This window comes from Streptomyces nymphaeiformis (assembly GCF_014203895.1).
GTDB classification, from domain to species: Bacteria; Actinomycetota; Actinomycetes; order Streptomycetales; family Streptomycetaceae; genus Streptomyces; species Streptomyces nymphaeiformis.
In genome coordinates this window covers 403,910-427,789 of sequence record NZ_JACHJY010000008.1, presented here as the reverse complement: position 1 = coordinate 427,789, position 23,880 = coordinate 403,910, and the positions used below count along the sequence as shown (strand labels likewise).

Annotated in this window: 16 protein-coding genes and 1 tRNA gene; 5 read left to right on the top strand and 12 right to left on the bottom strand. The window is 71.3% G+C overall.

The window, feature by feature from the left end:
• Window positions 1-159: 159 nt before the first annotated feature.
• Complete coding sequence (locus GGE06_RS28000) at window positions 160-2,457, top strand: FdhF/YdeP family oxidoreductase (RefSeq protein WP_116157864.1); 2,298 nt, start codon at window positions 160-162, stop codon at window positions 2,455-2,457.
• A gap of 48 nt (window positions 2,458-2,505) precedes the next feature.
• Window positions 2,506-3,435: a LysR family transcriptional regulator gene (locus GGE06_RS27995; RefSeq protein WP_116157865.1), complete on the top strand. Its 930-nt coding sequence runs from the start codon at window positions 2,506-2,508 to the stop codon at window positions 3,433-3,435.
• A gap of 38 nt (window positions 3,436-3,473) precedes the next feature.
• Here GGE06_RS27995 and GGE06_RS27990 read toward each other — a convergent pair whose 3' ends face one another.
• Window positions 3,474-5,990, bottom strand: coding sequence for an ATP-dependent Clp protease ATP-binding subunit (locus GGE06_RS27990; RefSeq protein WP_184932078.1), 2,517 nt, complete (start codon window positions 5,988-5,990; stop codon window positions 3,474-3,476).
• A 185-nt stretch (window positions 5,991-6,175) separates the two neighbouring features.
• Here GGE06_RS27990 and GGE06_RS27985 point away from each other — a divergent pair, with 185 nt between their 5' ends.
• Entirely contained in the window at window positions 6,176-7,477 is a 1,302-nt protein-coding gene (locus GGE06_RS27985; protein WP_116157867.1) for a YhgE/Pip domain-containing protein, read from the top strand.
• A 4-nt stretch (window positions 7,478-7,481) separates the two neighbouring features.
• Here the strand turns inward: GGE06_RS27985 and GGE06_RS27980 are convergent, their stop codons facing one another.
• From GGE06_RS27980 to GGE06_RS27945, 8 genes are all read right to left on the bottom strand, one after another.
• Window positions 7,482-7,991 (bottom strand): hypothetical protein, encoded by a 510-nt coding sequence (locus GGE06_RS27980; RefSeq protein ID WP_116157868.1) that lies wholly within the window; start codon window positions 7,989-7,991, stop codon window positions 7,482-7,484.
• Between the two features lie 333 nt (window positions 7,992-8,324).
• Window positions 8,325-9,287 carry a hypothetical protein gene (locus GGE06_RS27975; RefSeq protein WP_184932077.1) on the bottom strand — a complete coding sequence of 321 codons (963 nt, stop codon included), beginning with the start codon at window positions 9,285-9,287 and terminating at the stop codon, window positions 8,325-8,327.
• A gap of 211 nt (window positions 9,288-9,498) precedes the next feature.
• Entirely contained in the window at window positions 9,499-11,643 is a 2,145-nt protein-coding gene (gene recQ / locus GGE06_RS27970; protein WP_184932076.1) for a DNA helicase RecQ, read from the bottom strand.
• Between the two features lie 141 nt (window positions 11,644-11,784).
• Window positions 11,785-13,521 (bottom strand): ABC transporter ATP-binding protein, encoded by a 1,737-nt coding sequence (locus tag GGE06_RS27965; protein ID WP_246532791.1) that lies wholly within the window; start codon window positions 13,519-13,521, stop codon window positions 11,785-11,787.
• 261 nt (window positions 13,522-13,782) lie between these two features.
• A tRNA-Leu gene (locus tag GGE06_RS27960) sits at window positions 13,783-13,867 on the bottom strand.
• A 113-nt stretch (window positions 13,868-13,980) separates the two neighbouring features.
• The gene (locus tag GGE06_RS27955) at window positions 13,981-15,144 is read right to left on the bottom strand and encodes an oxygenase MpaB family protein (protein WP_116157872.1); all 1,164 of its coding nucleotides are present in this window, start codon (window positions 15,142-15,144) and stop codon (window positions 13,981-13,983) included.
• 32 nt (window positions 15,145-15,176) lie between these two features.
• Entirely contained in the window at window positions 15,177-16,229 is a 1,053-nt protein-coding gene (locus GGE06_RS27950) for a polyprenyl synthetase family protein (RefSeq protein WP_184932075.1), read from the bottom strand.
• Window positions 16,222-16,500: a polyprenyl synthetase gene (locus tag GGE06_RS27945; protein WP_116157874.1), complete on the bottom strand. Its 279-nt coding sequence runs from the start codon at window positions 16,498-16,500 to the stop codon at window positions 16,222-16,224. Before GGE06_RS27945 ends, GGE06_RS27950 begins: the two co-directional genes overlap by 8 nt.
• Before the next feature lie 242 nt (window positions 16,501-16,742).
• Here GGE06_RS27945 and GGE06_RS27940 point away from each other — a divergent pair, with 242 nt between their 5' ends.
• Window positions 16,743-17,588, top strand: coding sequence for a S1 family peptidase (locus GGE06_RS27940; RefSeq protein WP_184932074.1), 846 nt, complete (start codon window positions 16,743-16,745; stop codon window positions 17,586-17,588).
• A 64-nt stretch (window positions 17,589-17,652) separates the two neighbouring features.
• Here GGE06_RS27940 and GGE06_RS27935 read toward each other — a convergent pair whose 3' ends face one another.
• Both GGE06_RS27935 and GGE06_RS27930 read right to left on the bottom strand, forming a co-directional pair.
• Entirely contained in the window at window positions 17,653-19,377 is a 1,725-nt protein-coding gene (locus tag GGE06_RS27935) for an acyl-CoA dehydrogenase family protein (RefSeq protein WP_116157876.1), read from the bottom strand.
• Window positions 19,378-19,419: 42 nt separating this feature from the next.
• Complete coding sequence (locus GGE06_RS27930; RefSeq protein WP_116157877.1) at window positions 19,420-19,977, bottom strand: PadR family transcriptional regulator; 558 nt, start codon at window positions 19,975-19,977, stop codon at window positions 19,420-19,422.
• A 131-nt stretch (window positions 19,978-20,108) separates the two neighbouring features.
• On the opposite strand from GGE06_RS27930, the gene GGE06_RS27925 reads away from it, so the two are divergent.
• Complete coding sequence (locus tag GGE06_RS27925; protein ID WP_221518567.1) at window positions 20,109-22,385, top strand: ADP-ribosyltransferase domain-containing protein; 2,277 nt, start codon at window positions 20,109-20,111, stop codon at window positions 22,383-22,385.
• 75 nt (window positions 22,386-22,460) lie between these two features.
• Here the strand turns inward: GGE06_RS27925 and pntB are convergent, their stop codons facing one another.
• Window positions 22,461-23,879 carry a Re/Si-specific NAD(P)(+) transhydrogenase subunit beta gene (gene pntB, locus GGE06_RS27920; RefSeq protein WP_116157878.1) on the bottom strand — a complete coding sequence of 473 codons (1,419 nt, stop codon included), beginning with the start codon at window positions 23,877-23,879 and terminating at the stop codon, window positions 22,461-22,463.
• Between the last annotated feature and the right edge of the window lies 1 nt (window position 23,880).

Below are 23,880 nucleotides of genomic sequence, written 5' to 3'. Positions count from 1 at the left end.
ATGACGTGATCCACCGGTCTTTTCGACCTGCCGGAAAAGGGCTCATAGGTCGCACCTATCAGCTCATCGAAAACATCTCTTTGACTTCGCTCCGCAACGGGTCGAATCTGCTCTGCGGCGTGAATCCGGCCAGGCGCGAGAAACGAGGCGGACCAGAGCATGAGCGGCATCGAGGACCCGGTCGACGACCTGAAGGTCACCCCGCCGAAGACCTGGGCGACGGGGCTCCCCGCCGTGACGCACGCGCTGGAGTACTCCCTGCGCCAGACGTCCCCGCGGCGCACCGCGCTCACGCTCCTCACCATCAACCAGCCCGAGGGCATCGACTGCCCGGGCTGCGCCTGGCCGGAGCCGGCGCCGGGCGAGCGGCACAGGAACGAGTACTGCGAGAACGGCGCGAAGCACATCAACGACGAGGCCACCTCGCGCCGCGTCACGAGGGAATTCTTCCGCGCGCACTCGATCGCGGAGCTCGACGGAATGTCGGACTACTGGCTCAACCAGCAGGGCCGGCTCACCGAGCCGATGGTGAAGCGGCCCGGTGCGACGCACTACGAGCCGATCGGCTGGGACGAGGCGCTCGGGCTGCTCGCCGACGAGCTCACGGCGCTCGACTCCCCCGACGAGGCCCTCTTCTACGTCTCGGGCCGGCTGAACAACGAGGCCGCGTTCCTCCTCCAGCTCTTCGCGCGCGCGTACGGCACGAACAATCTGCCGGACTGCTCCAACATGTGCCACGAGTCCAGCGGTTCCGCGCTGTCGGAGACGCTCGGCATCGGGAAGGGCAGCGTCTCCCTGGACGACATCCACCACTCGGACCTGGTCTTCGTCGTGGGGCAGAACCCTGGCACCAACCATCCCCGGATGCTGTCGGCCCTGGAGGAGACCAAGCGCAACGGCGGGCAGGTCGTGGCCGTCAACACGCTTCCCGAGGCCGGGCTCATGCGCTTCAAGCACCCGCAGAAGGCGCGCGGGATCATCGGCCGCGGCACGGCGATCGCCGACCAGTTCCTGCACATCCGCGCCGGCGGCGACCTCGCCCTCTTCCAGGCCCTGAACCGGCTGCTCGTGGAGGCCGAGGACGCCGCTCCCGGCACCGTCCTCGACCGCGGCTTCATCGAGCGGAACACCACCGGTTTCCCCGCCTTCGCCGAGCACGCGCGGAAGGTCTCCTGGGAGGACGTCCTGACGGCGACCGGGCTGTCCCGCGAGGAGATCCAGGAGGTCTTCGAACGGGTCCTGCGCAGTGAGCGGATCATCGTGTGCTGGGCGATGGGCCTCACGCAGCACAAGCACGGGGTCCCCACGATCCGCGAGGTCGTCAACTTCCTCCTCGCCCGCGGCAACATCGGCAGGCCCGGCGCGGGCGTGTGCCCGGTGCGGGGTCACAGCAACGTGCAGGGCGACCGCACGATGGGCGTGTGGGAGCGGATGCCGCAGAGGTTCCTCGACGCCCTGGGACGGGAGTTCGGCTTCACCCCGCCCGCCCACCACGGTCTGGACGCGGTGAACGGCATCCGGGCCATGCACGAGGGCCGCGCGAAGGTCTTCCTGGGTGTCGCCGGCAACTTCGTGCGGGCCACCCCCGACAGCGCGGTCACCGAGGAGGCGATGCGGGGGTGCCGGCTCACCGCGCACGTCTCCACCAAGCTCAACCGCTCCCACACGGTCTGCGGCGAGACCGCGCTGATCCTGCCCACGCTCGGCCGCAGCGACCGGGACGTGCAGGGCGGGGTCGAGCAGTTCGTCACGGTCGAGGACTCCATGAGCGACGTCCACGCCTCCCGGGGCAAGCTGCCGCCCGCCTCGCCGGACCTGCTCAGCGAGGTCGCGATCGTGGCGCGTCTCGCCCGCCGGACGCTCGGCGAGGAGCCGGCCGTCCCGTGGGAGGAGTTCGAGCGGGACTACGGCACCGTCCGGGACCGGATCTCGCGGGTCGTGCCCGGCTTCGAGGACTTCAACGCGCGCGTGGCCCGGCCGGGCGGCTTCCACCTGCCCAATCCGGTGAACTCCGGGGTCTTCCCCACGCCGGGCGGCAAGGCCGTCTTCACGTGCAACGCGTTCACGATGCCGCACGTCCCCGAGGGGCACCTGCTGCTGCAGACACTGCGCTCGCACGACCAGTGGAACACCGTCTGGTACGCGCCGAACGACCGCTACCGGGGCATCCACGACGCCCGCCGGGTCGTCCTCGTCAACCCGGCCGACCTCGACGCCCTCGGCCTCGCCGACCGCCAGCTCGTGGACCTGGTGAGCGTCTGGCACGACGAGCGGGAGCGGCGCGCGGAGGGCTTCCGGGTGGTCGCGTACCCCGCGAGCCGGGGGTCGGCGGCGGCCTACTACCCGGAGACGAACGTCCTGGTGCCGCTGGACAGCGTCGCCGACGTCAGCAACTGCCCGACGTCCAAGGGCGTCGTGGTCCGCCTGGAGCCGGCCCGTACCCCCGCCGCGGGGTGACGGCGGGGCCGACTGGCGTCGCGGCGGGCGGTCGGGTAGACCCGTGACGTGCTGTTCCGTCAACTCGAGTACCTGGTCGCCCTCTCCCGGGAGCGTCATTTCGCCCGCGCCGCCCAGGCCTGTCACGTATCCCAGCCCGCGCTCTCGGAGGCCGTCAGGAAGCTGGAGGACGAGCTGGGCGTCCCGCTGGTCCAGCGCGGCCGCCGGTACGAGGGCCTCACGCCCGAGGGCGAGCGCATCGTGGTGTGGGCGCAGCGGCTGCTCGCCGACCGTGACGCGCTGAAGAGCGAGGTCGGCGCCCTGCGGACGGGTCTGAGCGGCCGGCTGAGGATCGGCTCGGTGCCGACCGCGTCCGGCGCGGTCGCCCAGCTGACGGCGCCGTTCTGCCTGGCGCATCCGCTGGTGAACGTGGAGGTGGCGGCGGACCTCCGGTCGGAGGACGTCCTGCGGCAGCTGCGGGACTTCGAGCTCGACGCCGGAGTGACGTACCTGCACAAGGGGCTCGCGGAGAACTTCCGGGCGGTGCCGCTGTACGAGGAGCGGTACGTGCTGCTCACCGGCGCCGCCGACGCCCCCGCGCACCGGACGGCGGCGACCTGGGCGGAGGCCGCGCGGCTGCCGCTCTGTCTGCTGACCGGGTCCATGCAGGGGCGTCAGGTGCTCGACGAGGTGTTCGCCGAGGCGGGGGTGCGGCCCTCGCCCCGGGTCGAGACCGACTCGGTGGCGGCGCTCTTCGCGCACGTGCGGACCGGCGGCTGGACGAGCATCGTGCCGCACACCTGGCTGCACGTCTTCGGGGTGCCGCACGGCATGCGGGCGGTCCCGATGACCGAGCCGGCCCGGGCGGTGCCGATGGGCCTGGTGACGGTCGTCCGGGAGCCCGAGCCCGTCCTCGCCCGCGCGCTCCGTGAGGTCGCGGGCCGCACCGACGTCGCCGCCGTCCTGGACCGGCTCCCGGGAGACTCCGTACCTCGGTGAGACGAGGGCACGGAGCCTCCGGGGTCCTGCCCGGTGGTTCAGGCCGCGGCGGCGGCGCTCTCCGCCCCCTCCGGCTTGCGGACCGTGCAGTGCAGCGAGTCGTCGATGACGTCCGCGACGATCGTGTCGCCGGGGTCGGCCTCGCCGCCGAGGAGCAGGGTGGCGACGCGGTTGTCGAGCTCCGTCTGGATCGTGCGGCGCAGCGGCCGGGCGCCGAACGCCGGCTGGTAGCCGTGGGCGACGAGCAGCTTCTTCGCCGCCTCGGTGACCTCCAGGGTCATGCCCTGGGAGCGGACGCGGTGCTTGCTCCGGTCGAGGAGGTGGTCGACGATCTCCGACAGGTCGTCCTCGGTGAGGCTGTGGAAGACGATGATGTCGTCGATCCGGTTGAGGAACTCGGGCAGGAAGCGGCCCCGCAGGTCCTCCATCAGCTCGTCCTTGAGCTCGGCCGCGTCGCCCTCGTGGGCGAGGATGCGGTGGGCGCCGATGTTGGACGTCATGATGACGACGCAGTGGCGGAAGTCGACCGTGCGGCCCTGGCCGTCCGTGAGGCGCCCGTCGTCGAGGATCTGGAGGAGGGTGTTGAAGACGTCGGGGTGCCCCTTCTCGATCTCGTCGAAGAGCACGACGCTGTACGGCTGGCGGCGGACCTTCTCGGTGAGCTGGCCGGCCTCCTCGTAGCCGACGTATCCGGGAGGGGCGCCGACGAGCCGGGCGACCGTGTGCTTCTCCTGGAACTCGCTCATGTCGAACCGGATCATGCGGTCCTCGGCGCCGAAGAGCAGCTCGGCGAGGGTCTTGGCGAGTTCGGTCTTGCCGACGCCGGTGGGGCCGAGGAAGAGGAAGGAGCCGACGGGCCGGTCGGGGTCGCCCATGCCGGCCCGGTTGCGGCGCACGGCCTCGGAGACGGCGGTGACCGCCTCGTCCTGGCCGACGATCCGGGCGTGCATCTCCTGCTCCAGCTTGAGGAGCTTCTCCTTCTCGCTGGCGGTGAGCTGGGAGACGGGGATGCCGGTACGGCGGGAGACGATGTCGGCGATGTCGGCGGCCGTGACCGAGACGACGCCCTCGCGGCGCTCCTCGATCCCGGCGAGCTCGCCCTCGGCCTCCGCGATCCGGTCCTTGAGCTCCTTGGCCCGCTCGAAGTCCTCGCGGGCGACGGCCTGGTCCTTCTCGCGCCGCAGTTTCGCGAGCTTGTCCTCGCGGCTCACGACCTCGGTGGAGCGGCCGCCGCTGCGGAGCCGTACCCGCGCGCCGGCCTGGTCCATCAGGTCGATGGCCTTGTCGGGCAGGAAGCGGTCGCTGATGTAGCGGTCGGAGAGCTCGGCCGCGGCGGCGAGGGCGCCGTCGGCGAAGCGGACCTGGTGGTGGGCCTCGTACGCGTCCCTGAGTCCTTCGAGGATCTGCACGGTCTCCTCGACGGTGGGCTCCGGGATCAGGACGGGCTGGAAGCGGCGTTCGAGGGCGGCGTCCTTCTCGATGTGCTTGCGGTACTCGTCGATGGTGGTGGCGCCCACGACGTGCAGTTCGCCGCGCGCGAGGGCGGGCTTCAGCATGTTGCCCGCGTCCATCGCGCCCTCGCCGGTGGCGCCGGCGCCGACGACCGTGTGCAGCTCGTCGATGAAGAGGATGATCTCCCCTTCGGCCTTCTGGACGTCCTCGATGACCTTCTTGAGGCGTTCCTCGAACTGTCCCCGGTACTGCGCTCCCGCCACCATGCCGGACAGGTCGAGGGAGACGACCCGCTTGCCCTTGAGGGTGTCGGGGACCTCGTCCGCGACGATCCGCTGGGCGAGGCCCTCCACGATGGCGGTCTTGCCGACGCCGGGCTCGCCGATGAGCACGGGGTTGTTCTTGGAGCGCCGGGAGAGGATCTCGATGGTCTGCTCGATCTCCTCGGCCCGGCCGACGACGGGGTCGAGCCTGCCCGACCTGGCCTCCTCGGTCAGGTCCCTGCCGTACTCGTCGAGGGTCGTGGCCGGCTCCTTCGCGGCGGCGGGGGCGCCGCGCGGCTCCGGGCGGGCCGCCTGGTCGGTGAGGCCGCGCAGCTTCTGCACGTCCAGGTCCTCGGCCCGCAGGAAGCGGGAGGCGCCGGAGTCGGCGTCGCCGAGGAGGGCGCTGAGGATGTGCTCGGGGCCGATGTACGAGACGCCGGCCGCCTGCGAGTAGGCGTGGGCCCTGGCGAGGGTCCGCTTGGCCGCCGGGGTGAGTCCGGGCTCGGCGGACGGTTCGGCGGACTCCCGGGGAAGCACCTCGGCGAGCTGGTCGGCGATCTTGTCGGGGTTCACGCCGCCCTGGGAGAGGAGCCCGCGGGTCGGCTCGACCTGGGTCGCGGCCCACAGGAGGTGTTCGGTGTCGAGGTCGGAGCTGCCGTCCTCGTCGGCCTTGCGCGCGGCCGTGTTCAGCAGTTCGTGGGAGGACTCGGTCAGCAGCCGCCCGATGGGCACGCGCTGCACCGCGGGCGGCGACGAGGCCGGCGACATCCCGAAGAACCGGTTGAACAGGTCACTGAACGGATCCGACGAACCGAAGGACGAACCGAACGCCATCGACATGACTGCTCCTGAAAGCGCGGAGGGGGGTCTTCCCCACTGGATGAGGGCGCGAAAGGGGTCGCCCCCACTCAAACCCGGCGCCGACGGGTCCGCAATCGGAGAGCGGACGCGGCCGCCCGACACGCCCACCCCGTACGGACGCCCGAAATGCCCGGATCGCGGCTCCGTCCGCCGACGATGGCCCCATGACCTCCGCGATCCCCCCGAACACCCCGGCCGCGGCACCGGACCCGGCCCACGGCCCCCAGGTCCGCGCCTCCGCGCTCCTGCGGCACGCCAAGCTGTGGCTCGTACCGACCATCCTGTGCGCCCTGGTGTCGCTGCTCCTGTCGCTCCTCTACATGGGGGGCATCCTCAACCCGAGCGACCACCTGGACCGGCTGCCCATCGCCCTGGTCGACGAGGACCAGGGCCGCCCGCTGCCCGGACAGCAGGAGAACCTGGGCAAGCAGATCACCGACACCGTCGCCGCGGCCGGTTCCTCGAAGACCAGCATCGACTGGCGCCGCCTCGACGCGGCGGAGGCCCAGGAGGCGCTGGCCTCGGGCAAGGTCTTCGGCGCCCTGGTCGTCCCGGCGGACTTCACCGCCTCCGTCGCGGCCCTGACCACGAACCGGGCGACGACCCGCCCGACGCTGACCGTGCTCACCAACCCCGGCCTCGGCAGCCTGGGTTCGTCCCTGGCGTCCCAGATCAACCAGGGCGCGGCACACCAGGCCTCACTGGCCATCGGCAAACAGCTCGCGGCCACCAGCGCCGTACCGACCACGCGGGTGCTCCTCGCCGACCCCGTCGCGGTCGTCACCCGCGTCGGCCATCCGATCGGCCGGCACAGCGGGCTCGGCCTGACCGCGTTCTACTACACGCTGCTGCTGGTCCTGGGCGGCTTCATCGGCGGCAACCTCGTCAACGCCGGCGCCGACACCGCGCTGGGCTACGCCGACAGCGAGATCGGGCCCTGGCACACCCGCCGGCCGACCGTCCCCGTCAGCCGCACGCAGACGCTCGTCCTGAAGATGGTGATGACCGCCGGGATCTCGCTCCTGACCACCACGCTCGTCATGATCGCGACGATCGCGATCCTGGGCATGGACGCCGACCACATCCCGATGCTGTGGCTCTTCTCCTACTGCGCGACGGTCGCCGTCGGCCTGGGCGTCCAGGCCATCAACGCCGCCTTCGGCGGCATCGGCCAGCTCGTGTCCATGTTCGTCTTCATCGCGCTGGCCCTCCCCTCCTCGGGGGCGACGGTCCCCCTGGAGGCCACTCCGGCGTTCTACCGCTTCCTGGGCGTCTTCGAGCCGATGCACCAGCTCAGCTCGGGCGTCCGGTCCATCCTGTACTTCGACGCCCGAGCCGACGCGGGACTCGCCCGCGGCTGGATCATGATCGCGGTCGGCACGGTGGCGGCCCTGGCGTTCGGTTTCGCCATGACCCACTACTACGACCGCAGGGGGCTGCGCCGTCTCACGCCGCAGCCCGAGTGAGCGACTACCAGGACTGGCTGAACTGGATGGAGCGGTTGTCGTTCCGGGTGTTCACCAGCGTGGACACGCCCGACCGGCTGCCGACGTAGTCGTAGGCGCCCTTGTAGCCGGCGCTGTAGTACACGTTGGCGGAGTAGCCGTCGTACCAGTTGTAGGCGGAGGCCGCGTTGTTGCCGGCGACCTGGCCGCTGCCCGAGCCGGTGTTGGAGCAGAAGCGGAGCGGCGTGGCCGGGGTGTACGGCATCTTGAGGGCCAGCATGTCGTAGATGTTGTGGCCGATGTTGACCCAGGCGCCCGAGTAGTTGGGGCTGTAGTAGAGGCGGAAGCGGAACTCCTCGGAGGAGCCGGCGCACTTCTGCATCGACATGATGGTGTCCTCGTCGCTGGAGATCCAGGCGGTGGGGTCGCCCTCGGCGTGGGCCATGCCCGTGCCGGACAGGGCGGAGGCGCCCATCACGGCGGCGACGAGAGCGGTACGGAGGCGGCGGCGCCGCGAGGTGGTCGAGGTCTGCATCGGGATCTCCAGAGTGATCGTCGGATTGGAATCGAGAGAAGGAAGGTCGGATGAGGAAGGGGCGGACGAGGACGTCCGCCGCCTTCCGGGCGGTGCAGGCCGGCACGTCCACCGCCTTGCGGGGTCGGTTGCGGGCGAGGGTGTCCGCCGCCCGCGAGACCGGGGCCCGGGCGAGGGCGTCGCCCGCTTCGCGGGAGTCGGGCACGGGGAGGTCACGTCCCCTCGCGGGGCCGGGGGCAGGCGAGAACCCGCACCGCCTTGCGGGGAGGCGCGGGGCGAGGATGCCCGCCGCTCGCGGAAGTCGGCGCGGGCGGGGTCACCCGCTCCCCACGGTCAGGAGCGGGCCAGGACCTCCGCCGCCTTGCGGAGGGACGCGTCGAGCGCGCGGCGGTCCGCCGCGAGCGCCGTCGCGTTGCCCGCGATCGACGCGCGCTGGATCCGGGTCTCCGCCTCGTGCCAGATCTCCGCGACGTGGTGCGTGGCGCGGCAGGCGATGTCGGCCAGGGCCGTGTCGATCTCCTCGCGGGACGCGCCCTCGGGCCGGGGCCGGAACCGGGGGTCGTCGTTGGCGGCCATGGGCGCCGGATACGTGAAGCCCTTCGCCTTCATACAGGCGGACCAGCGCGCGAACACCGCCTTCACCAGCGGGTCTTCCATGGACGCGGGGTACGAGTCGCTCGTGAGCCGCCGTACGAGGGGGGAGGCGCCCTGCGGCGAACCGCCCAGGGTCCGGCGGGCCTGGCCGAAGCAGCCGCCCTCGGGGATCCTCCGTCCCGCGTAGAAGCCGCGCCGGGCCTCGGGGCCGACCTTCTGCAGCAGTTCGGCGGGGACGTCGGTGCCGCCCAGGACCAGCTGGGCGTCGTCGGAGAGCTGCGGCCGCGCGTCGGCGGCACGCAACGCCTTGTCATAGCGGGCCTGTTGCGCCGGGTCCACCTGGTAGCCGAACTTCGCGGACATTCCCGCGTCGTGGATCCCGTACCGCCAGTCGAGCAGGTTCTTCGGGCCGATCCGGGGAAGCTCCGGCGCCGGCCTCCAGCGGATCCCGAACCCCTTGAGGCACTCGCCGACCAGCTTCTGTTCCGCCCGGGCGAGCGTCCGGGCCTGCTCGCCGGTGGGACGGTACGCCTGCATGGGCAGCGTCCAGGACGACGGGTCGGCGGCGGAGCCGACCGTGACGGTGGCGGCGGCCGGCGCCGCGTGCCCCGCCGGCTGCCCGGAGGAACACCCCGCCAGGGCGAGGGCGGTCATGGAGAGGGCCGCACCCGTCCGCAGGATTCGGTCCCGGCTGCTCGTCATCGGCGGAAGGTTCCTCACATGAATGGGGCACGGCGTCTCGGCGTTCGGACGGAAGGCCGAAGACCCGCACATCATCGCAGGTTCTGACGCGACCATGATCATCGGCCCCGTCCAACGCACCGCCGCCGACCAGGCCTTCCCCTGCCGCGGAACGGCCGGAGGCCGTGTCGGATGTCTCCGACACGGCCTCCGGCGACCGGTACGACCCGGTCTACTCGTCCTCGTCCCACGGCGGTTCGAACTCGTCGTCCCACGGCGGCTCCTCGTCGTAGGACGGCGGAACGTCCGGCTCTGCCCTGCGCACCGACGGCGCGGAGCCGGACGCGGCGCGTGCGGCGGGCGCGGTCGGGGCGGAAGGCACGGAAGCGGGCTCGGCCGGGGCGGAAGGCACGGAAGCGGGCTCGGCCGGGGCGGAAGGCACGGAAGCGGGCGCGGCCGGGGCGGCGGGCGCGGGGGATGCGACGGCCCCGTCCGGACCCGCGTCGCCCGTTCCCTCGCTCCCGGACTGCGCCAGGGCCTCGAGGACCCCCTCCGCGTACTTGGTGAGCTTGGCCTCGCCGACGCCGCCGATGGTGCCGAGCTCCTGGACGGTGGCGGGCAGCCGGGTCGCGATCTCGCGGAGCGTCGCGTCGTGGAAGACGACGTACGCCGGCACGCCCTGCTCGCGCGCGGTCGCGGCCCGCCAGGCGCGGAGGGCCTCGAAGACCGGCACGGCGGCCGCGGGCAGGTCGACGGGCACGCGCGCGCCCTTGCCGGAGCGGCCGCCGGACTCCTTGCGGGAGGCGGCGGGCGCCTTCTCCTTGCGCATCGGGACCTGGCGGCGTCCGCCGAGGACCTCCCCGCTGTCCTCCGTCAGCACGAGCGTCCCGTAGTCGCCCTCCACGGCGAGCAGCCGCTGCGCGAGGAGCTGGCGGACGACCCCGCGCCACTCGGCGGTGCCCAGGTCCGAGCCGACGCCGAACACCGACAGCTGGTCGTGGTCGAACTGGATGACCTTGGCGGTCTTCTTGCCCTGGAGGATGTCGATGATCTGCCCGGCACCGAACTTCTGCCGCCGCTCCTTCGCGAGCCGCCACACCGTGGACAGCAGCTTCTGCGCGGCGACGGTCCCGTCCCAGGACTCGCCGGGGGTGAGGCAGGCGTCGCAGTTGCCGCAGGGCTTGCCGGACTGCCCGAAGTACTCCAGGAGGCGCACGCGGCGGCAGTCGACCGTCTCGCAGAGGGCGAGCATGGCGTCCAGGTGCATGGCCAGGGAGCGGCGATGCGCCTCGTCGCCCTCGGAGCCGTCGATGAGCTTGCGCTGCTGGACGACGTCCTGGAGGCCGTACGCCAGCCAGGCCGTGGCCGGCTCCCCGTCGCGGCCGGCGCGGCCGGTCTCCTGGTAGTAGCCCTCGACCGACTTCGGCAGGTCGAGGTGGGCCACGAAGCGCACGTCCGGCTTGTCGATGCCCATGCCGAAGGCGATGGTCGCCACGACGACGACCCCGTCCTCCCGCAGGAAGCGGGCCTGGTTCGCCGCGCGCGTCCGGGCGTCCATGCCGGCGTGGTACGGGACGGCGTCGATGCCGTGCTCCACGAGGGCGGCCGCCGTCTTCTCCACGGAGGCCCGCGAGAGGCAGTAGACGACGCCCGCGTCCCCGTCGTGCTCGGTCCTGATCAGCTCCAGGAGCTGCTTGAGCGGGTTGTTCTTCGGGACGATGCGGTACTGGATGTTCGGCCGGTCGAAGCCTGCGACGAAGTGCCGGGCGTCCTCGAGACCCAGCCGCTTCGCGATCTCGGCGTGGGTGGCCTCGGTGGCCGTCGCCGTCAGGGCGATCCGCGGCACCTTCGGCCACCGCTCGTGGAGCATGGAGAGGGCGAGGTAGTCGGGCCGGAAGTCGTGGCCCCACTGGGCGACGCAGTGCGCCTCGTCGATCGCGAAGAGCGACACCGTGCCCCGGTCGAGCAGCCGCTGGGTGCCCTCGGTGCGCAGCCGCTCGGGGGCCAGGTAGAGCAGGTCCAGCTCGTCCGCGAGGAACGCCTGCTCGACGGCCTGCCGCTCGTACGGGTCCTGTGTCGAGTTCAGGAAGCCGGCCCGCACCCCCAGCGCCCTGAGCGCGTCCACCTGGTCCTGCATCAGGGCGATGAGGGGCGAGATCACGACGCCCGTACCTGCTCTGACCAGCGCCGGGATCTGGTAGCAGAGCGACTTGCCGCCGCCCGTCGGCATCAGGACGAGCGCGTCGCCGCCGCCGACGACCTGCTCGATGATCTCCTGCTGCTTCCCCCGGAAGGAGCTGTAGCCGAAGACACGGTTCAGCACCCGGGCGGCGTCGGAGATCTCGGTGGTGGCGTCGGGAGCGTCGGAAAGGAGCATTTCTGAAGCCTAGCCGTCCGCACCGACACCCCGGCCCCGCCCGGGACAATCTGTGGACAACCCCCCGACATCCCACGTCACCGCGTCACCGCGTCATCGCGTCACCGCGTCACCGCGTCATCGCGTCATCGCGTCATCGCGTCACCGCAGGCCGGCCGCCGCGGGGGTGTCGTCGATGAAGCCGCCCGACTGGTGCTGCCACAGCTTCGCGTAGGCGCCCTCGGCGGTGAGGAGCTCCTGGTGCGTGCCCTGCTCGACGATCCGTCCGCGGTCGAGGACGACGAGCTGGTCCATCGTGGCCACCGTGCTCAGCCGGTGGGCGACCACGAACGCGGTCCGCCCCTCCATGAGCCGCCACAGCGCGTCCTGGACGAGGATCTCGCTCTCGGAGTCCAGGGCGCTGGTCGCCTCGTCGAGCAGCAGGATCGGGGCGTCGCGGAGGATCGCCCGGGCGAGGGCGACCCGCTGGCGCTGGCCGCCGGACAGCTTGACGCCCCGCTCGCCGACCATGGTCTCGAAGCCCTCGGGGAGGGCGTCCGCGAACTCCGTGACGTGCGCCGCCTCGGCCGCGCGCCGGATCTCGGCCTCGGTGGCGTCCGGCCGGGCGAAGGCGATGTTCTCCCGCAGGGTGCGGTGGAACATCGCGGGGTCCTGCGGGACGTACGCGATCATGCTGCGCAGGTCGGTCTGCCGGAGCCGGCTGATGTCCTGGCCGCCGATCGTGATCCGGCCGCCGTCGACGTCCGTCATGCGCAGGAGCAGCCGGGTGAGGGTGGTCTTGCCGCCGCCGGACCGGCCCACGAATCCGACCTTCGCGCCGCTGGGCACGGCCAGGTCGAGGCCCTCGAAGAGCGGCTTCGCGCCCGCGTGGGCGAAGGTCACCTTCTCGAAGCGGACCTCGGCGTCGGCGGGCCGGAGGGGTTCCGGGTGCTCGGGGTCGACGACGGTCGGCTTGTCGAGGAGGAGTTCGGTGAACTGCGCGGCCTCCGTCATCGAGCTTTCCAGGCGCCGGTAGATCTGGTTGAACTCGAACATGATCCGGGTGGCGTTGGCGTAGTACGTGAAGGCGACGATGACGGCCTCGACGCCGTGCTCCCCGCCGCCGAGGGCGACGGCGAGGACGAGTCCGAGGACGTTGGTCAGGACGGACATGGGCGCGACGAGCGTGTCGATGCGCAGGTTGCCGTAGTCCCAGGAGCGCAGGGTGAGCCGCCGCGACTCCGCGACGCGGGACCGGTGCTCGGCGGCCTCGCGCCGCTCGGCGCCGAAGGACCGGACCGTGTCCATGTTGGTGAGGCTGTCGGCGACGTGGCCCGAGACCCGGGCGATGGCCTGTTCGCGTTCGGCGACGAGCACCTGTCGCCGCCTGATCAGCGGGGTCACGCACGCGCCCGTGAGCACGATGAGGACCAGGAGTCCGACCACGAGCAGGGGGTCGTACTGCCACAGCACCACCGAGGCGAACACGAGCGGCACGAAGCTGCCCATGACGGAGAAGGTCAGCGTGTCGACGAACTCCTCGAAGCGGGAGGCGAAGGTCACGACGCGTTTGGTCAGCGACCCGGCGAAGTTGTCGTGGAAGAACGCGGCGTCCTTGGCGAAGAGTTCGTCCATGCCGATGACGTAGAGGTGCTCGATGCCGCGTGCGTCGACCCGGTTCAGGCAGTGGTAGCAGACGCGCCACAGGACCTCGCCGAGCAGCAGGACGCCGGTGAAGCCCAGGACGTACGGAAGAAGGGGGCCGACGCCGCCGGTGCCGCCCTCCGCGATCCGTCCGACGAGTTTGGCGACGACCAGTGGTGCGACGTAGTGGATGCCGATGTTGCCGAGCGCCGCCAGGAGCAGCGTCGACGTGGTCAGCCGGCGAAGGCGGACCATTTCCCGTCCGTAGAAGCGAAGCGCGAGGAGTACCGAACCCTTGCTCGGCGAACCTTCGCGCGATTCTGGTGATCCCATACCCAACCCTGTGTTGTCGTACCGAAGGTGAGCAAAAGGAGTCTCCCGCGCGGACGCTCTCGCGGTCCAAGCATTTTCCGTCCGACCGTCCGGTCGGGCCTCCGCCCCCCGCGTCGTGTCACGGCACGCAGAAACACCACGTGGTGGCCGGGAGATCCCGACCACCACGTGGTGTTCTTCTTGTGTCCGAGGGGGGACTTGAACCCCCACGCCCGATAAAGGGCACTAGCACCTCAAGCTAGCGCGTCTGCCATTCCGCCACCCGGACCAGGTGCAATTGTCGTTCCGGGGTTTCCCCCGCGGCGACAGAGACAACTCTACCAGGGGTTCGAGGTGCTCTTCACCCACGTTTCCGGTGGTCAGCGGGGGTGGGAGCGGGCGTCACGGGGAGACCGTGGCGGGCGGCGGGGTCCAGCGGCGGGTGCGCGGGGGGCCGGAGGGGAGGCCGTAGTCCTTCTTGAGGTGTTCGGGGATGGCGTAGTGCATGACGCGCCCCCGGGTGAGGGAGGACAGTTCGAGGACGGTGGTGAGGTGACCGAGGCGGTCCAGGGCCCAGGCGCCGAGCGGGGAGCGGTCCTCGACGGTCTCCAGGACGCCGAGGAGGTGGGGGACGGACTTCACGACGGTGTCCCAGGGGGTACGGGGCACTTCCAGCCAGTCGCCGCAGGTGTCGCCGACGAGGTAGCGGATGAGCGCGGAGACGATCGGGTCGAAGAAGGTGCCGGGGACGACCTCCTCGTAGAGGTCGATGAGCTGCCGGGTCAGATGGACGCCCTCGGGGGACGGTCCCATGTGGCGGAGCATGTACAGGTCGAGGAAGCGGCGGGCCTCGTCGAGGGTCTTGGGCACGGCCTCCTGGTCGACGCCCAGCATGGCGCCGACCACGCGCCAGGCGTAGTAGTACGCGTCGGCCCCCTCGGAGGACATGTGGATGCCGAGGCGGTGCAGGCTGTCGAGGACGAGCATCGAGAAGAACATCTGCCCGCCGATCATGTCCTCCTGACAGATCGGCACCCCCGACGCCCCGACGTCCCAGAGGCCCTCCCGCCTCAGGTGGTGCCGGATGGAGGCGTGCAGCAGGCGGACCTTCTGCGCGGCGGGGATGAAGCGGCTGCCGGCCTCGAAGGCGTCGGGCTGCATCAGGTAGACGGTGAACTGCCCGGTCTCCGCCATCCGCTTGGAGGGGTACTTGAGACCGTGCGTCGCCGAGAGCAGCTTCGCCACGTGCGGGACGAGGTAGCAGGCGGGCATGGAGGCGAAGGAGAGGGCGGTGGAGATGTGCACGTTGTTGTCGATGAAGAACAGCCGCGCCTTCTCCATCTCCCCCCAGTCCACCCAGGACGGCGGGGTGCTCGTGGCGTGGAGGTACTCGCGGGCGACGTCGGGCAGCCCGTCCGGCAGGGGGGCGCCCGCGGTGGAGACGTACCGCATGAGGGTGTTGAACGTGCCGACCTCGCCGCGTTCGAAGAGGGTGGCGACCGTGGCGTCGGCGAGTTCGTCGCCGACGTGGCGCAGGGCGTCCATGGACGCCTCGGTGGGGGTCATGGGAAGAGCTCCTTGTCCAGGGTCGTTCTGCGTCAGGAACGGCGGACCGCGGCCGAGTGCGCGAGGGCGGTGAGCGCGGCGGCGGGGGCCGCGGGCAGGTTCAGCCCGTCGAGCGCGCGCAGGGCCTCGTCGACCCGCTCGGCGATCATGGTCTCGACGCGCTCGGGCGCCTTCAGCCGCCGCATCAGCGCGCGGACGGCCTCCAGGGCGTCCCCGTCGGGTTCGGGGCGGCCGAGCAGGTCGCGCAGCCGGGCGCGTTCCCCGTCGCCGGCGAGCCGCCAGGTCTCGGCGAGCAGGGCGGTGGGCCGCTGTCCCCGTACGTCGTCGGCCTCGGCCTTTCCGGTGGCCTCCGGGTCGCCGAACAGGCCGAGCAGGTCGTCCCTCAGCTGGAACGCCTCGCCGAGCGGCACGCCGTACGCGGTGTAGCCCTCGCGCAGGCGCCCGCCCGCCCCGGCCAGGGCGCCGCCGATCAACAGGGGCTGTTCGACGGTGTACTTGGCGGTCTTGTAGCGGATCACCTTCAGCGAAGCCGTCGTGTCCGGGGCGGCTCCGGTACGCAGGATCTCCAGGGACTCGCCCGCCACGAGGTCCCGGGCGAGCGCCGCCCAGAGAGGGCGGGCCCGGCCGAGGTAGGCGGCGGGCAGGCCGCTGGTGACGAAGAGCTGCCCGGCGAGCGACATGAGCAGGTCGCCGACCAGCATCGCGAGCGAACGTGCTCCCGCGGCGGGCCGCGGGTGATGCGCGACCGCGCCGCGCAGGGCCATGTGCGCGGTGGGCCGGCCGTGCCGCAGCGGACTGTCGTCGATCAGGTCGTCGTGCACGACGGCGGCCGCGTGCACCAACTCCATGGACGCCGCCGCCCGCACGAGGGCGTCGCTGTCGGGCTGCCCCACCGCGCGCCAGCCCCAGTAGCAGAACGCCGCCCGCAGTCGCTTGCCGTCCGCGACCGCCGACTCCAGCTGCCCGGCCACCGGGCCGAGGGCCGGGTCGACCGCCGTGAGTTCGTCGGCCTCCTCGGCGGCACACCTCCGCAGCACCTCGTCGACGCGCGCCTTGAACGCGGTCGGCTCCCAGCGTTCAGCCACCGTCGCCGGTCCGTCGCGCGAGGACGTGCCGGGCGAGGACCTCCAGGTGGGCCGGGGGCGGGGACATGTACCGGTCGAGCACGAGGCGGCCGCGCGCCTCCAGGTCCCGCTCGGCCTCGCTCGCCATTTCGGCGGCGTCCGACCTCCTCAGCAGCCCCCGTACGATCCCGAGGCCCGAACCCAGCGTGGTCACCGCCAGATCCGCGAGACCCGCCGCCAGTAACACCGCCCGCTCGTCCAGACCCCCACGGGATCCCGGTTCTCGCGTCACACCCACTCCCCCGGTCCATGGTCACCGCTCGCCCCCAGCGTGGCGGTGGGCGGGCGGCCGTGGCGGCGGAACTCACGAACGAGTGATCCACTCGGTTGGGCGTACGAGTCCGGGACCGGACCTCTCCGGCGCTTTCCCTTCAACCGGGCACGTGGTCTTGCCAGTTGCGGCATCTCCTCCAAAGAATGTGCATGACAACCGAAGGATCTTCGGCTGCACAGTCATCAGAGGGGAACCCCCACATGAAGAAGCCTCTCGTCGGCGCCCTGCTCGCCCTGCTCCTGACAGGCGCGGCAGCGGTCCCGGCCGCCGCCTCCGCACCCCGGGAGACGGTCGCGCAGGCCCCGGCGGTGACCGCCGTCGACTTCGCCGGAACGGTCGCGCTCAGCAACTGTTCCGGCTCCGTCGTCCGCACGCCCAGCTCGCTGCCGAGCGACCCCGCGCTCGTCCTCTCCAACGGCCACTGCCTGGAGACGGGCTTCCCGACGCCCGGTCAGGTCGTCCTGAACAAGCGTTCCACCCGCTCGTTCACGCTGCTCGACTCGGCCGGCACCGGTGTCGGCACCCTGCGCGCCAGCAAGATCGCGTACGGCACGATGACCGACACGGACATCTCGATCTACCAGCTGACCAAGACCTACGCGCAGATACAGAGCACGTACGGCATCAGCGCCCTGACCCTCAACGACGCCCACCCGGTGCAGGGTTCGGCGATCAAGGTGGTCTCCGGGTACTGGAAGCGGATCTACAGCTGCAACGTGGACGGCTTCGTCTACCGCATGAAGGAGGGCGACTGGACCTGGAAGGACTCGGTCCGCTACACCTCGGCGTGCAACACGATCGGCGGCACGTCCGGCTCGCCCGTGATCGACGCCACCACCGGCAAGGTCGTCGCCGTCAACAACACGGGCAACGAGAGCGGTGAGAGCTGCACCGTGAACAACCCGTGCGAGATCGACGAGAGCGGCGCGGTCACCGTCCGCCAGGGCATCAACTACGCCCAGGAGACGTACACGATCGTCCCCTGCATCGGCGCCGGCAACGTGATCGACCTGAACCGCCCGGGCTGCACCCTGCCCAAGCCGTAACACCTCGACCGCCTCTGCCCGCCGACCCCCGGGAGGGCGGCGGGCAGAGGCGGTCGGAGTCCGGTCAGGGCGTCATCTCGTACGCGCCCGACAGCGCCTCGACGCGCCGCCAGACACGCCCCGACCGCGCCTCGTCGACGACGGGGCGGCGGACCGCGCCGAGCGCCCAGAGCTGCTGCTGCTCCGTCGCGGAGTCCTTGCCGTGCAGCTCGACCGCGTGCGCCGAGAAGTCGCGGACGAGGACGGCGAACAGCTCGTCGAGCACGTCCTCGTCGAGTCCGGTCAGGGCGGCCTGCTCCAGGACCAGCTGCCCGTGGACGACGAGCGCGAAGAGCTGGCCGACGGCGAGCAACAGGTCGAGGTCGCGGCTCTGCTCCTCGTCGGGGGCGGCCTTGAGCACGAACTCGCAGAGCGCATCGGCCTGTTCGCGGAAGCGGGCGACGTTCGGCACGTGGGCGTACGCCTCGTAGGCCGGGCGCCAGTCGTGGAAGCGGACCGAGCCGAGGCCGCGGGCCGGGCCCTGACGGAACAGGAACGTGTCGTCGGCCGCGTCCAGACGCGTCGGCACGGGCTCGTACGCCACCGGGTCGAGGAGGTGGTTGCGCATGAACTTCAGGATCAGCGCCAGGTTGACGTGGACCGTGCCCTCCAGCTTCGGCAGGCCGCGGATCTCCACGGCGGCCTCGGCGAAGTAGTTGTCCTTCTCGAAGCCCTTGGCGGCGATCACGTCCCACATCAGGTCGATGACCTTCTCGCCCTCCGTGGTCACCTTCATCTTCGTCATCGGGTTGAAGAGGAGGTAGCGGCGGTCGTCGGGACCGGCCGTGCGGAAGTAGTCGACGGCACGGTCGCTGAACAGCTTCATGCCGACGAGCCGGACGTACGCGTCGGCCAACTCGCGCCGCACGTGCGGGAAGACGGTGACCGGCTTGCCGTACAGGATGCGGTTCTGCGCGTGGGTGACGGCCTCGTACATCGCGTGCTCGCAGATGCCGATCGAGGCGGTGCACAGGTTGAACTTGCCGACGTTGACGGTGTTGAGGGCGGCGTCGAAGGCGGCGCGACCCGTGTGGAGGACGTCCTCGGCGGCGACCGGGTAGTCCTCCAGACGGAACTCGCTGACGTACTTCGACGAGTCGACGACGTTCTTGACGAGGTGGTACGCGGGGTGGCGGCTGTCGGCGGCGAAGAAGACGTAGCCGTCGGGGCCCTCGACGTCGGTGCGGCGGCCGAAGACCGAGACGAGCCCGGCGGCGTTGCCGTTGCCGATGTAGTACTTGGAGCCGGTGGCGCGGAAGCCGCCGTCGCCGTCGGGCGCGAGCAGCATGTCGGTGGAGTAGATGTCGGCGCCGTGCGACTTCTCGGAGAGCCCGAAGGCGAACACCTCGCCCTGGGAGAGGAGTTCGGCGGCGCGGGCGCGGGCGGCGGCGTTGTCGCTCTGCCAGACCGGGCCGAGTCCGAGGATGGTGACCTGCCAGGCGTACCAGTAGTCGAGGCCGTAGAAGCCGAGGATCTCGTTGAGGGCGGCGATGCGGGCGGTGTCCCAGCGCTTGTCGCCCTCGCCCTCACCGGCGGCGGAGGACGGGGTCAGGAAGGTCGCGAAGAGCCCTTCCTCGGCGGCGAAGGCGAGGAAGTCGCCGAGCCAGGCCCGGGTCCGGTAGTCCTCGATGATCCGGCGCTTGCCGCGCGCCTCGAACCAGTCCACGGTGGCGCGGAGCAGCCGGCGGGTCTCCGGGTCGAAGTGCGCGGGGTCGTAGGTGTGCGGGTTGAAGAGCAGCGGGTCGGCCATGACGTCCGCCTTTCGGGGATCGAGGGGTGGGTACGGCTCGGTTCAGCGGTCGGCTTCGAACCGGGCGAGCGTGGCGAGGACGTCGTCGAGCCAGGCGATCATCATCCGCTCGTACGCGATGCCGCCGCGCAGCACGGCGTGCTGGAGCTCCCGCTCGGCGTCGAGCGGCCCGTCGCCCCCGGCCTCCGGGAAGTCGCGCGCCTCGCCCGCGAGGTAGTGCTCGAGGCGGTCGGTGTGCGCCCGCCGGTGCCGCCGGACCTCGCCGATGAGTGCGGCCGGATCGTCGAAGGCGGCACCCCGGATCTTCACGGCGAGGTCGTGGCGCACGCTCTCGGGCTCGATCGGCTCGTGCAGCCACGCGGAGAGCGCGTCCCGGCCCGGTCCGGCGACGGAGTACTCCTTCTTGTCGGGACGCCCCTGCTGCGGGACGTCCCGGACGTCCACCCAGCCGTCGCTCTCCATGCGCTTGAGCACGCGGTAGATCTGCTGGTGGGTGGCGGTCCAGAAGTATCCGATGGACCGCTCGAAGCGCCGGGCCAGCTCGTAGCCGGATCCGGGCTTCTCGAGCAGGGACACGAGGATCGCGTGGTCGAGCGCCATGCGCCCGATCTTGCTATGCAACGAGTTGCATAGCAAGGCGGACCGGGCCGGTGAGACACGGCTCACGGGCGTTGTCAGTGGTGGGCGATAGCTTCGAGATCGTTCGGAAGATTGCACGACAGGGGGAATTCATGGGTGTCGAGCGTGCGTTGAAGGTCGTTCTCGTCGACGTCAACGACGAGGTGGTGGCGGCCTGGAAGTCCGCGTTCGCGGACACGCCCGGGGTCGAGATCCGACAGGGCTCCCTTCTGGACGTCGACGTGGACGCGTGGGTGTCCCCCACGAACGCGCGGGGCCGGATGGACGGAGGGGTCGACGCCCTCGTGAAGCGGCACCTCGGTGCCGGTGTCCAGGTGCGGGTGCAGCGGGCGATCCGGGAGCATTTCGGCGGGAGCCTGCCGGTGGGCAGCGCGGTGTGCGTCCCGTCGGGGGCGGCGGTGCCGCGCCATCTGATCTCGACGCCGACGATGCGGCAGTCCTCGCAGAACGTCAGCGACACGATGAACGTGGCGCTGGCGTGCGCGGCGGCGTTCCAGGCGGTCCACCTGCAGAACCTGGCGAAGCCCGGCAGCATCCGCTCGGTGGCGCTCGTCGGGCTGGGCGCGCGGACGGGGCAGGTGCCCGCGCAGGTGTGCGCCAATCTGATGTGGACGGGATACACCCTGTTCCACGACCACGGGTTCGCGGACTACGACGCGTTGCGGGCGGCGGTGCTGGGGCAGCTGGACGACATCGAGGGCGCGGGCCCGGCGCAGCGGGTGCGGATCAAGGTGCCGACCGCCCCGTCGCCCTCCCCCGCACCCGCACCCACGGGCGCGGGCGACCCCTTGGGGCTCGCCGAGCTGTTCACCGGTGGCGGTGAGCCGTGGCTGCCGCTCCTCGCCCCGGTGATCGAGGCGCAGCCGGGGGCCGGCGCGTTCATCGGGCCGAAGCGGAGCCCCGAGGTGGTTCCGGTGCGCGAGCTGACGTTCCAGGCGCTGAAGCCGCATCCGCCGCACAAGTGGAGGGTGGTGGCCTTCGGGCAGAACCCGTATCCGCGGGCGGAGAGCGCGACGGGCATCGCGATGTTCGACAACACCTTCCACGACTGGAAGGACAGTCAGTTCGGCCGGGTGGTGAGCATCCGCTGCCTGATCAAGGCGGCCGCGATGTGGAAGTACGGGATCGCGAAGAAGACGCCGATCGCCGACGTCCGGGCCCTGCTGAAGAAGGAGGACACGGTCCAGCCGCCGGAGTGGTTCCAGGCGATGCTCACCCAGGGTGTCCTCCTGTTGAACGCGTCCCTCACGGCGAGTGCGGACGGGGCCGTGGCGACCGAGCAGCACACCTCGTTCTGGCGGCCCGTGGCCGAGCAGATCGTCGAGGAGATCCTCCGGGCCAAGCAGGACGCCGAGGAGGAGGACCGCGGAGTGGTGTTCGCCTGGTGGGGCGCGCACGCCCGGAGTCTGAAGCGGGTCGTCCAGCGGCTCGAGAAGAAGTACCCGGGGGTGGAGGTCCGGCACCTGGACCACGTGAACCCGGCGGCGCAGGGGGACGTCTTCTGCGAGGGCGACCACTTCGCCCAGGTGAACGACGCCCTGGCGTCGGTGGGGGCGGAGCCGGTCGACTGGCTTCCGGCGAAGGGCTGGGACCAGGACGCGGCCGGGGCCGGCGGGTCCGGCGGTGGCGGTGTCGCGGAGCGCATGGGCGCGTTCATCGCCTCGACGATGGAGCTGCACCAGCTCTATCTGGAGCGGCTCACGAGCGTCAAGGACGAGGGGCTCGTCCTGCCGCCGATCACCGGGGTGTTCGACACGCCGGTGATGGACTTCCGGAAGGCGGTCGAGCCGGTGACGCAGGTGCTCGCGAACCTGGACCGGTACGTGGAGCGATCGAGCCGGTTCGCGGAGAGCAAGGTGGCGGAGGCGGGGGCCGAGGGCGGCCTGTCGGCCGACGCGATCTCGGCGCTGTACCTGTACACGTGCGAGTCGGCGTTCTACCGCGAGATCAACGCCGTGCTGCGCTCACCCGACCGGGAGCGCCTCGTGCCGTACCTGCCGTACCTGCGCCTGCTGTTCTCGGCGGTCGCCGAACTGCCCGCCCAGACACGGCCGCTGTGGCGCGGGGTGGCCCTCGACCTGCGGTCGCAGTACCCGCTGGGGCGCACGGTGACGTGGTGGGGCGTCTCCTCGTGCACGTCCGAGCCGAGCGTGGCCCGGTCCTTCCTCGGCAGTCGCGGCCGTCGGACCCTGTTCGAGGTGACGCCGGCGCGCGCGGTGGGGATCCGGCGGTTCTCCGCGTTCACGGGCGAGGAGGAGTACATCCTCACTCCGGGCACCCAGCTGAAGGTCACGGAGGTGACGACGGAACGCGGCGGCCTGTGCACCGTACGCCTGACGGAGCTGGAGGGGCAGGGGCTGGTGTCGTAGCCCCGGACGACCTGTGACGCACCCCTTCCCGGGCCGCTGCCGGTCCGGGAGGGGTGCGCCCCGTGGGCCCGTCGGTCAGAGGGCGCCGACGATGTCCTCGACGCGGGCCTTCGCGTCGCCGAAGAGCATCGCGGTGTTCTCGCGGAAGAACAGCGGGTTCTGGACGCCCGCGTAGCCGGAGGCCATCGAGCGCTTGAAGACGATGACCTTGTTGGCCTCCCAGACGGTGAGCACCGGCATGCCGGCGATCGGGCTGCTGGGGTCCTCGGCTCCGGCCGGGTTGACGGTGTCGTTGGCGCCGATCACGAGGACGACGTCGGTGTCGGCGAAGTCGTCGTTGATCTCGTCCATCTCGAGCACGATGTCGTACGGCACCTTGGCCTCGGCGAGGAGCACGTTCATGTGGCCGGGCAGGCGGCCGGCGACCGGGTGGATGCCGAAGCGCACCTCGACGCCCTTCGCCCGCAGCTTCGAGGTGAGCTCGGCGACCGGGTACTGCGCCTGGGCCACGGCCATGCCGTAGCCGGGGGTGATGACCACGGACCGGGCCGCGCCGAGGAGTTCCGCGGCGGCCTGGGGGGTGATCTCCTGGTGCTCGCCGTAGTCGACGTCGGAGGACGCGGGCGCCTCGATGCCGAAGCCGCCGGCGATCACGGAGAGGAAGGAGCGGTTCATCGCCCGGCACATGATGTAGGAGAGGTAGGCACCCGAGGAGCCGACCAGCGCGCCGGTGATGATCAGCAGGTCGTTGCCGAGGAGGAAGCCGGAGGCCGCCGCGGCCCAGCCGGAGTAGCTGTTGAGCATCGAGACGACGACCGGCATGTCGCCGCCGCCGATGGAGGCGACCAGGTGCCAGCCGAGGGCGAGCGCCAGGGCCGTCACGGCGATCAGGAGCCACAGCTGCGGCGTGATCACGAACCACACCGTCAGGGCGAGGAACAGGGCGAGCGAACCGAGGTTCAGCACGTTCTTGCCGGGCAGCACGAGCGGCTTGGAGCTGATCTTCGCCGAGAGCTTCAGGTACGCCACGATGGAGCCGGTGAAGGTCACCGCGCCGATGAACAGGCCGATGAACACCTCGGCGTGGTGGATGCCCAGCGTGCCGAGCGCGTCCAGGGCCTGGGACTCGTGGCCCTCGGGCTCGTGCTCGACGTTCAGGAAGCCGTTCCAGCTGACCAGTACGGCCGCCAGACCGACGAAGGAGTGCAGCAGCGCGATCAGTTCGGGCATGCCGGTCATCTCGACGCCGCGGGCCCGCTGCAGCCCGATCAGCGCGCCGATCAGCATGGCCACGGCCGTCAGGCCGAGTCCCGCGGTGCTGATGTCGCCGTCGATCGCGAGCACGATCGTCGCGACGAGCGCGACGGCCATGCCGAGCATGCCGAACGCGTTGCCGAGCCGCGCGGACTCGTGCTTGGAGAGTCCCGCCAGCGCGAGGATGAACAGCAGCGCGGCAACGAGGTATGCCGCCTGTGCGGCGATGGTCGCAGACATG

Bases quoted from the DNA above. Each gene is read 5' to 3' on its own strand.
- GGE06_RS27985 (WP_116157867.1), top strand. From the start codon at position 6,176: ATGACCTCCGCGATCCCCCCGAACACCCCGGCCGCGGCACCGGACCCG.
- GGE06_RS27925 (WP_221518567.1), top strand. From the start codon at position 20,109: ATGGGTGTCGAGCGTGCGTTGAAGGTCGTTCTCGTCGACGTCAACGAC.
- GGE06_RS27965 (WP_246532791.1), bottom strand. From the start codon at position 13,521: ATGGTCCGCCTTCGCCGGCTGACCACGTCGACGCTGCTCCTGGCGGCG.
- GGE06_RS27990 (WP_184932078.1), bottom strand. From the start codon at position 5,990: ATGTCGATGGCGTTCGGTTCGTCCTTCGGTTCGTCGGATCCGTTCAGT.
- GGE06_RS27940 (WP_184932074.1), top strand. From the start codon at position 16,743: ATGAAGAAGCCTCTCGTCGGCGCCCTGCTCGCCCTGCTCCTGACAGGC.
- GGE06_RS27930 (WP_116157877.1), bottom strand. From the start codon at position 19,977: ATGGCGCTCGACCACGCGATCCTCGTGTCCCTGCTCGAGAAGCCCGGA.
- GGE06_RS28000 (WP_116157864.1), top strand. From the start codon at position 160: ATGAGCGGCATCGAGGACCCGGTCGACGACCTGAAGGTCACCCCGCCG.
- GGE06_RS27935 (WP_116157876.1), bottom strand. From the start codon at position 19,377: ATGGCCGACCCGCTGCTCTTCAACCCGCACACCTACGACCCCGCGCAC.
- GGE06_RS27975 (WP_184932077.1), bottom strand. From the start codon at position 9,287: ATGACGAGCAGCCGGGACCGAATCCTGCGGACGGGTGCGGCCCTCTCC.
- recQ (WP_184932076.1), bottom strand. From the start codon at position 11,643: ATGCTCCTTTCCGACGCTCCCGACGCCACCACCGAGATCTCCGACGCC.
- GGE06_RS27955 (WP_116157872.1), bottom strand. From the start codon at position 15,144: ATGACCCCCACCGAGGCGTCCATGGACGCCCTGCGCCACGTCGGCGAC.
- GGE06_RS27980 (WP_116157868.1), bottom strand. From the start codon at position 7,991: ATGCAGACCTCGACCACCTCGCGGCGCCGCCGCCTCCGTACCGCTCTC.
- pntB (WP_116157878.1), bottom strand. From the start codon at position 23,879: ATGTCTGCGACCATCGCCGCACAGGCGGCATACCTCGTTGCCGCGCTG.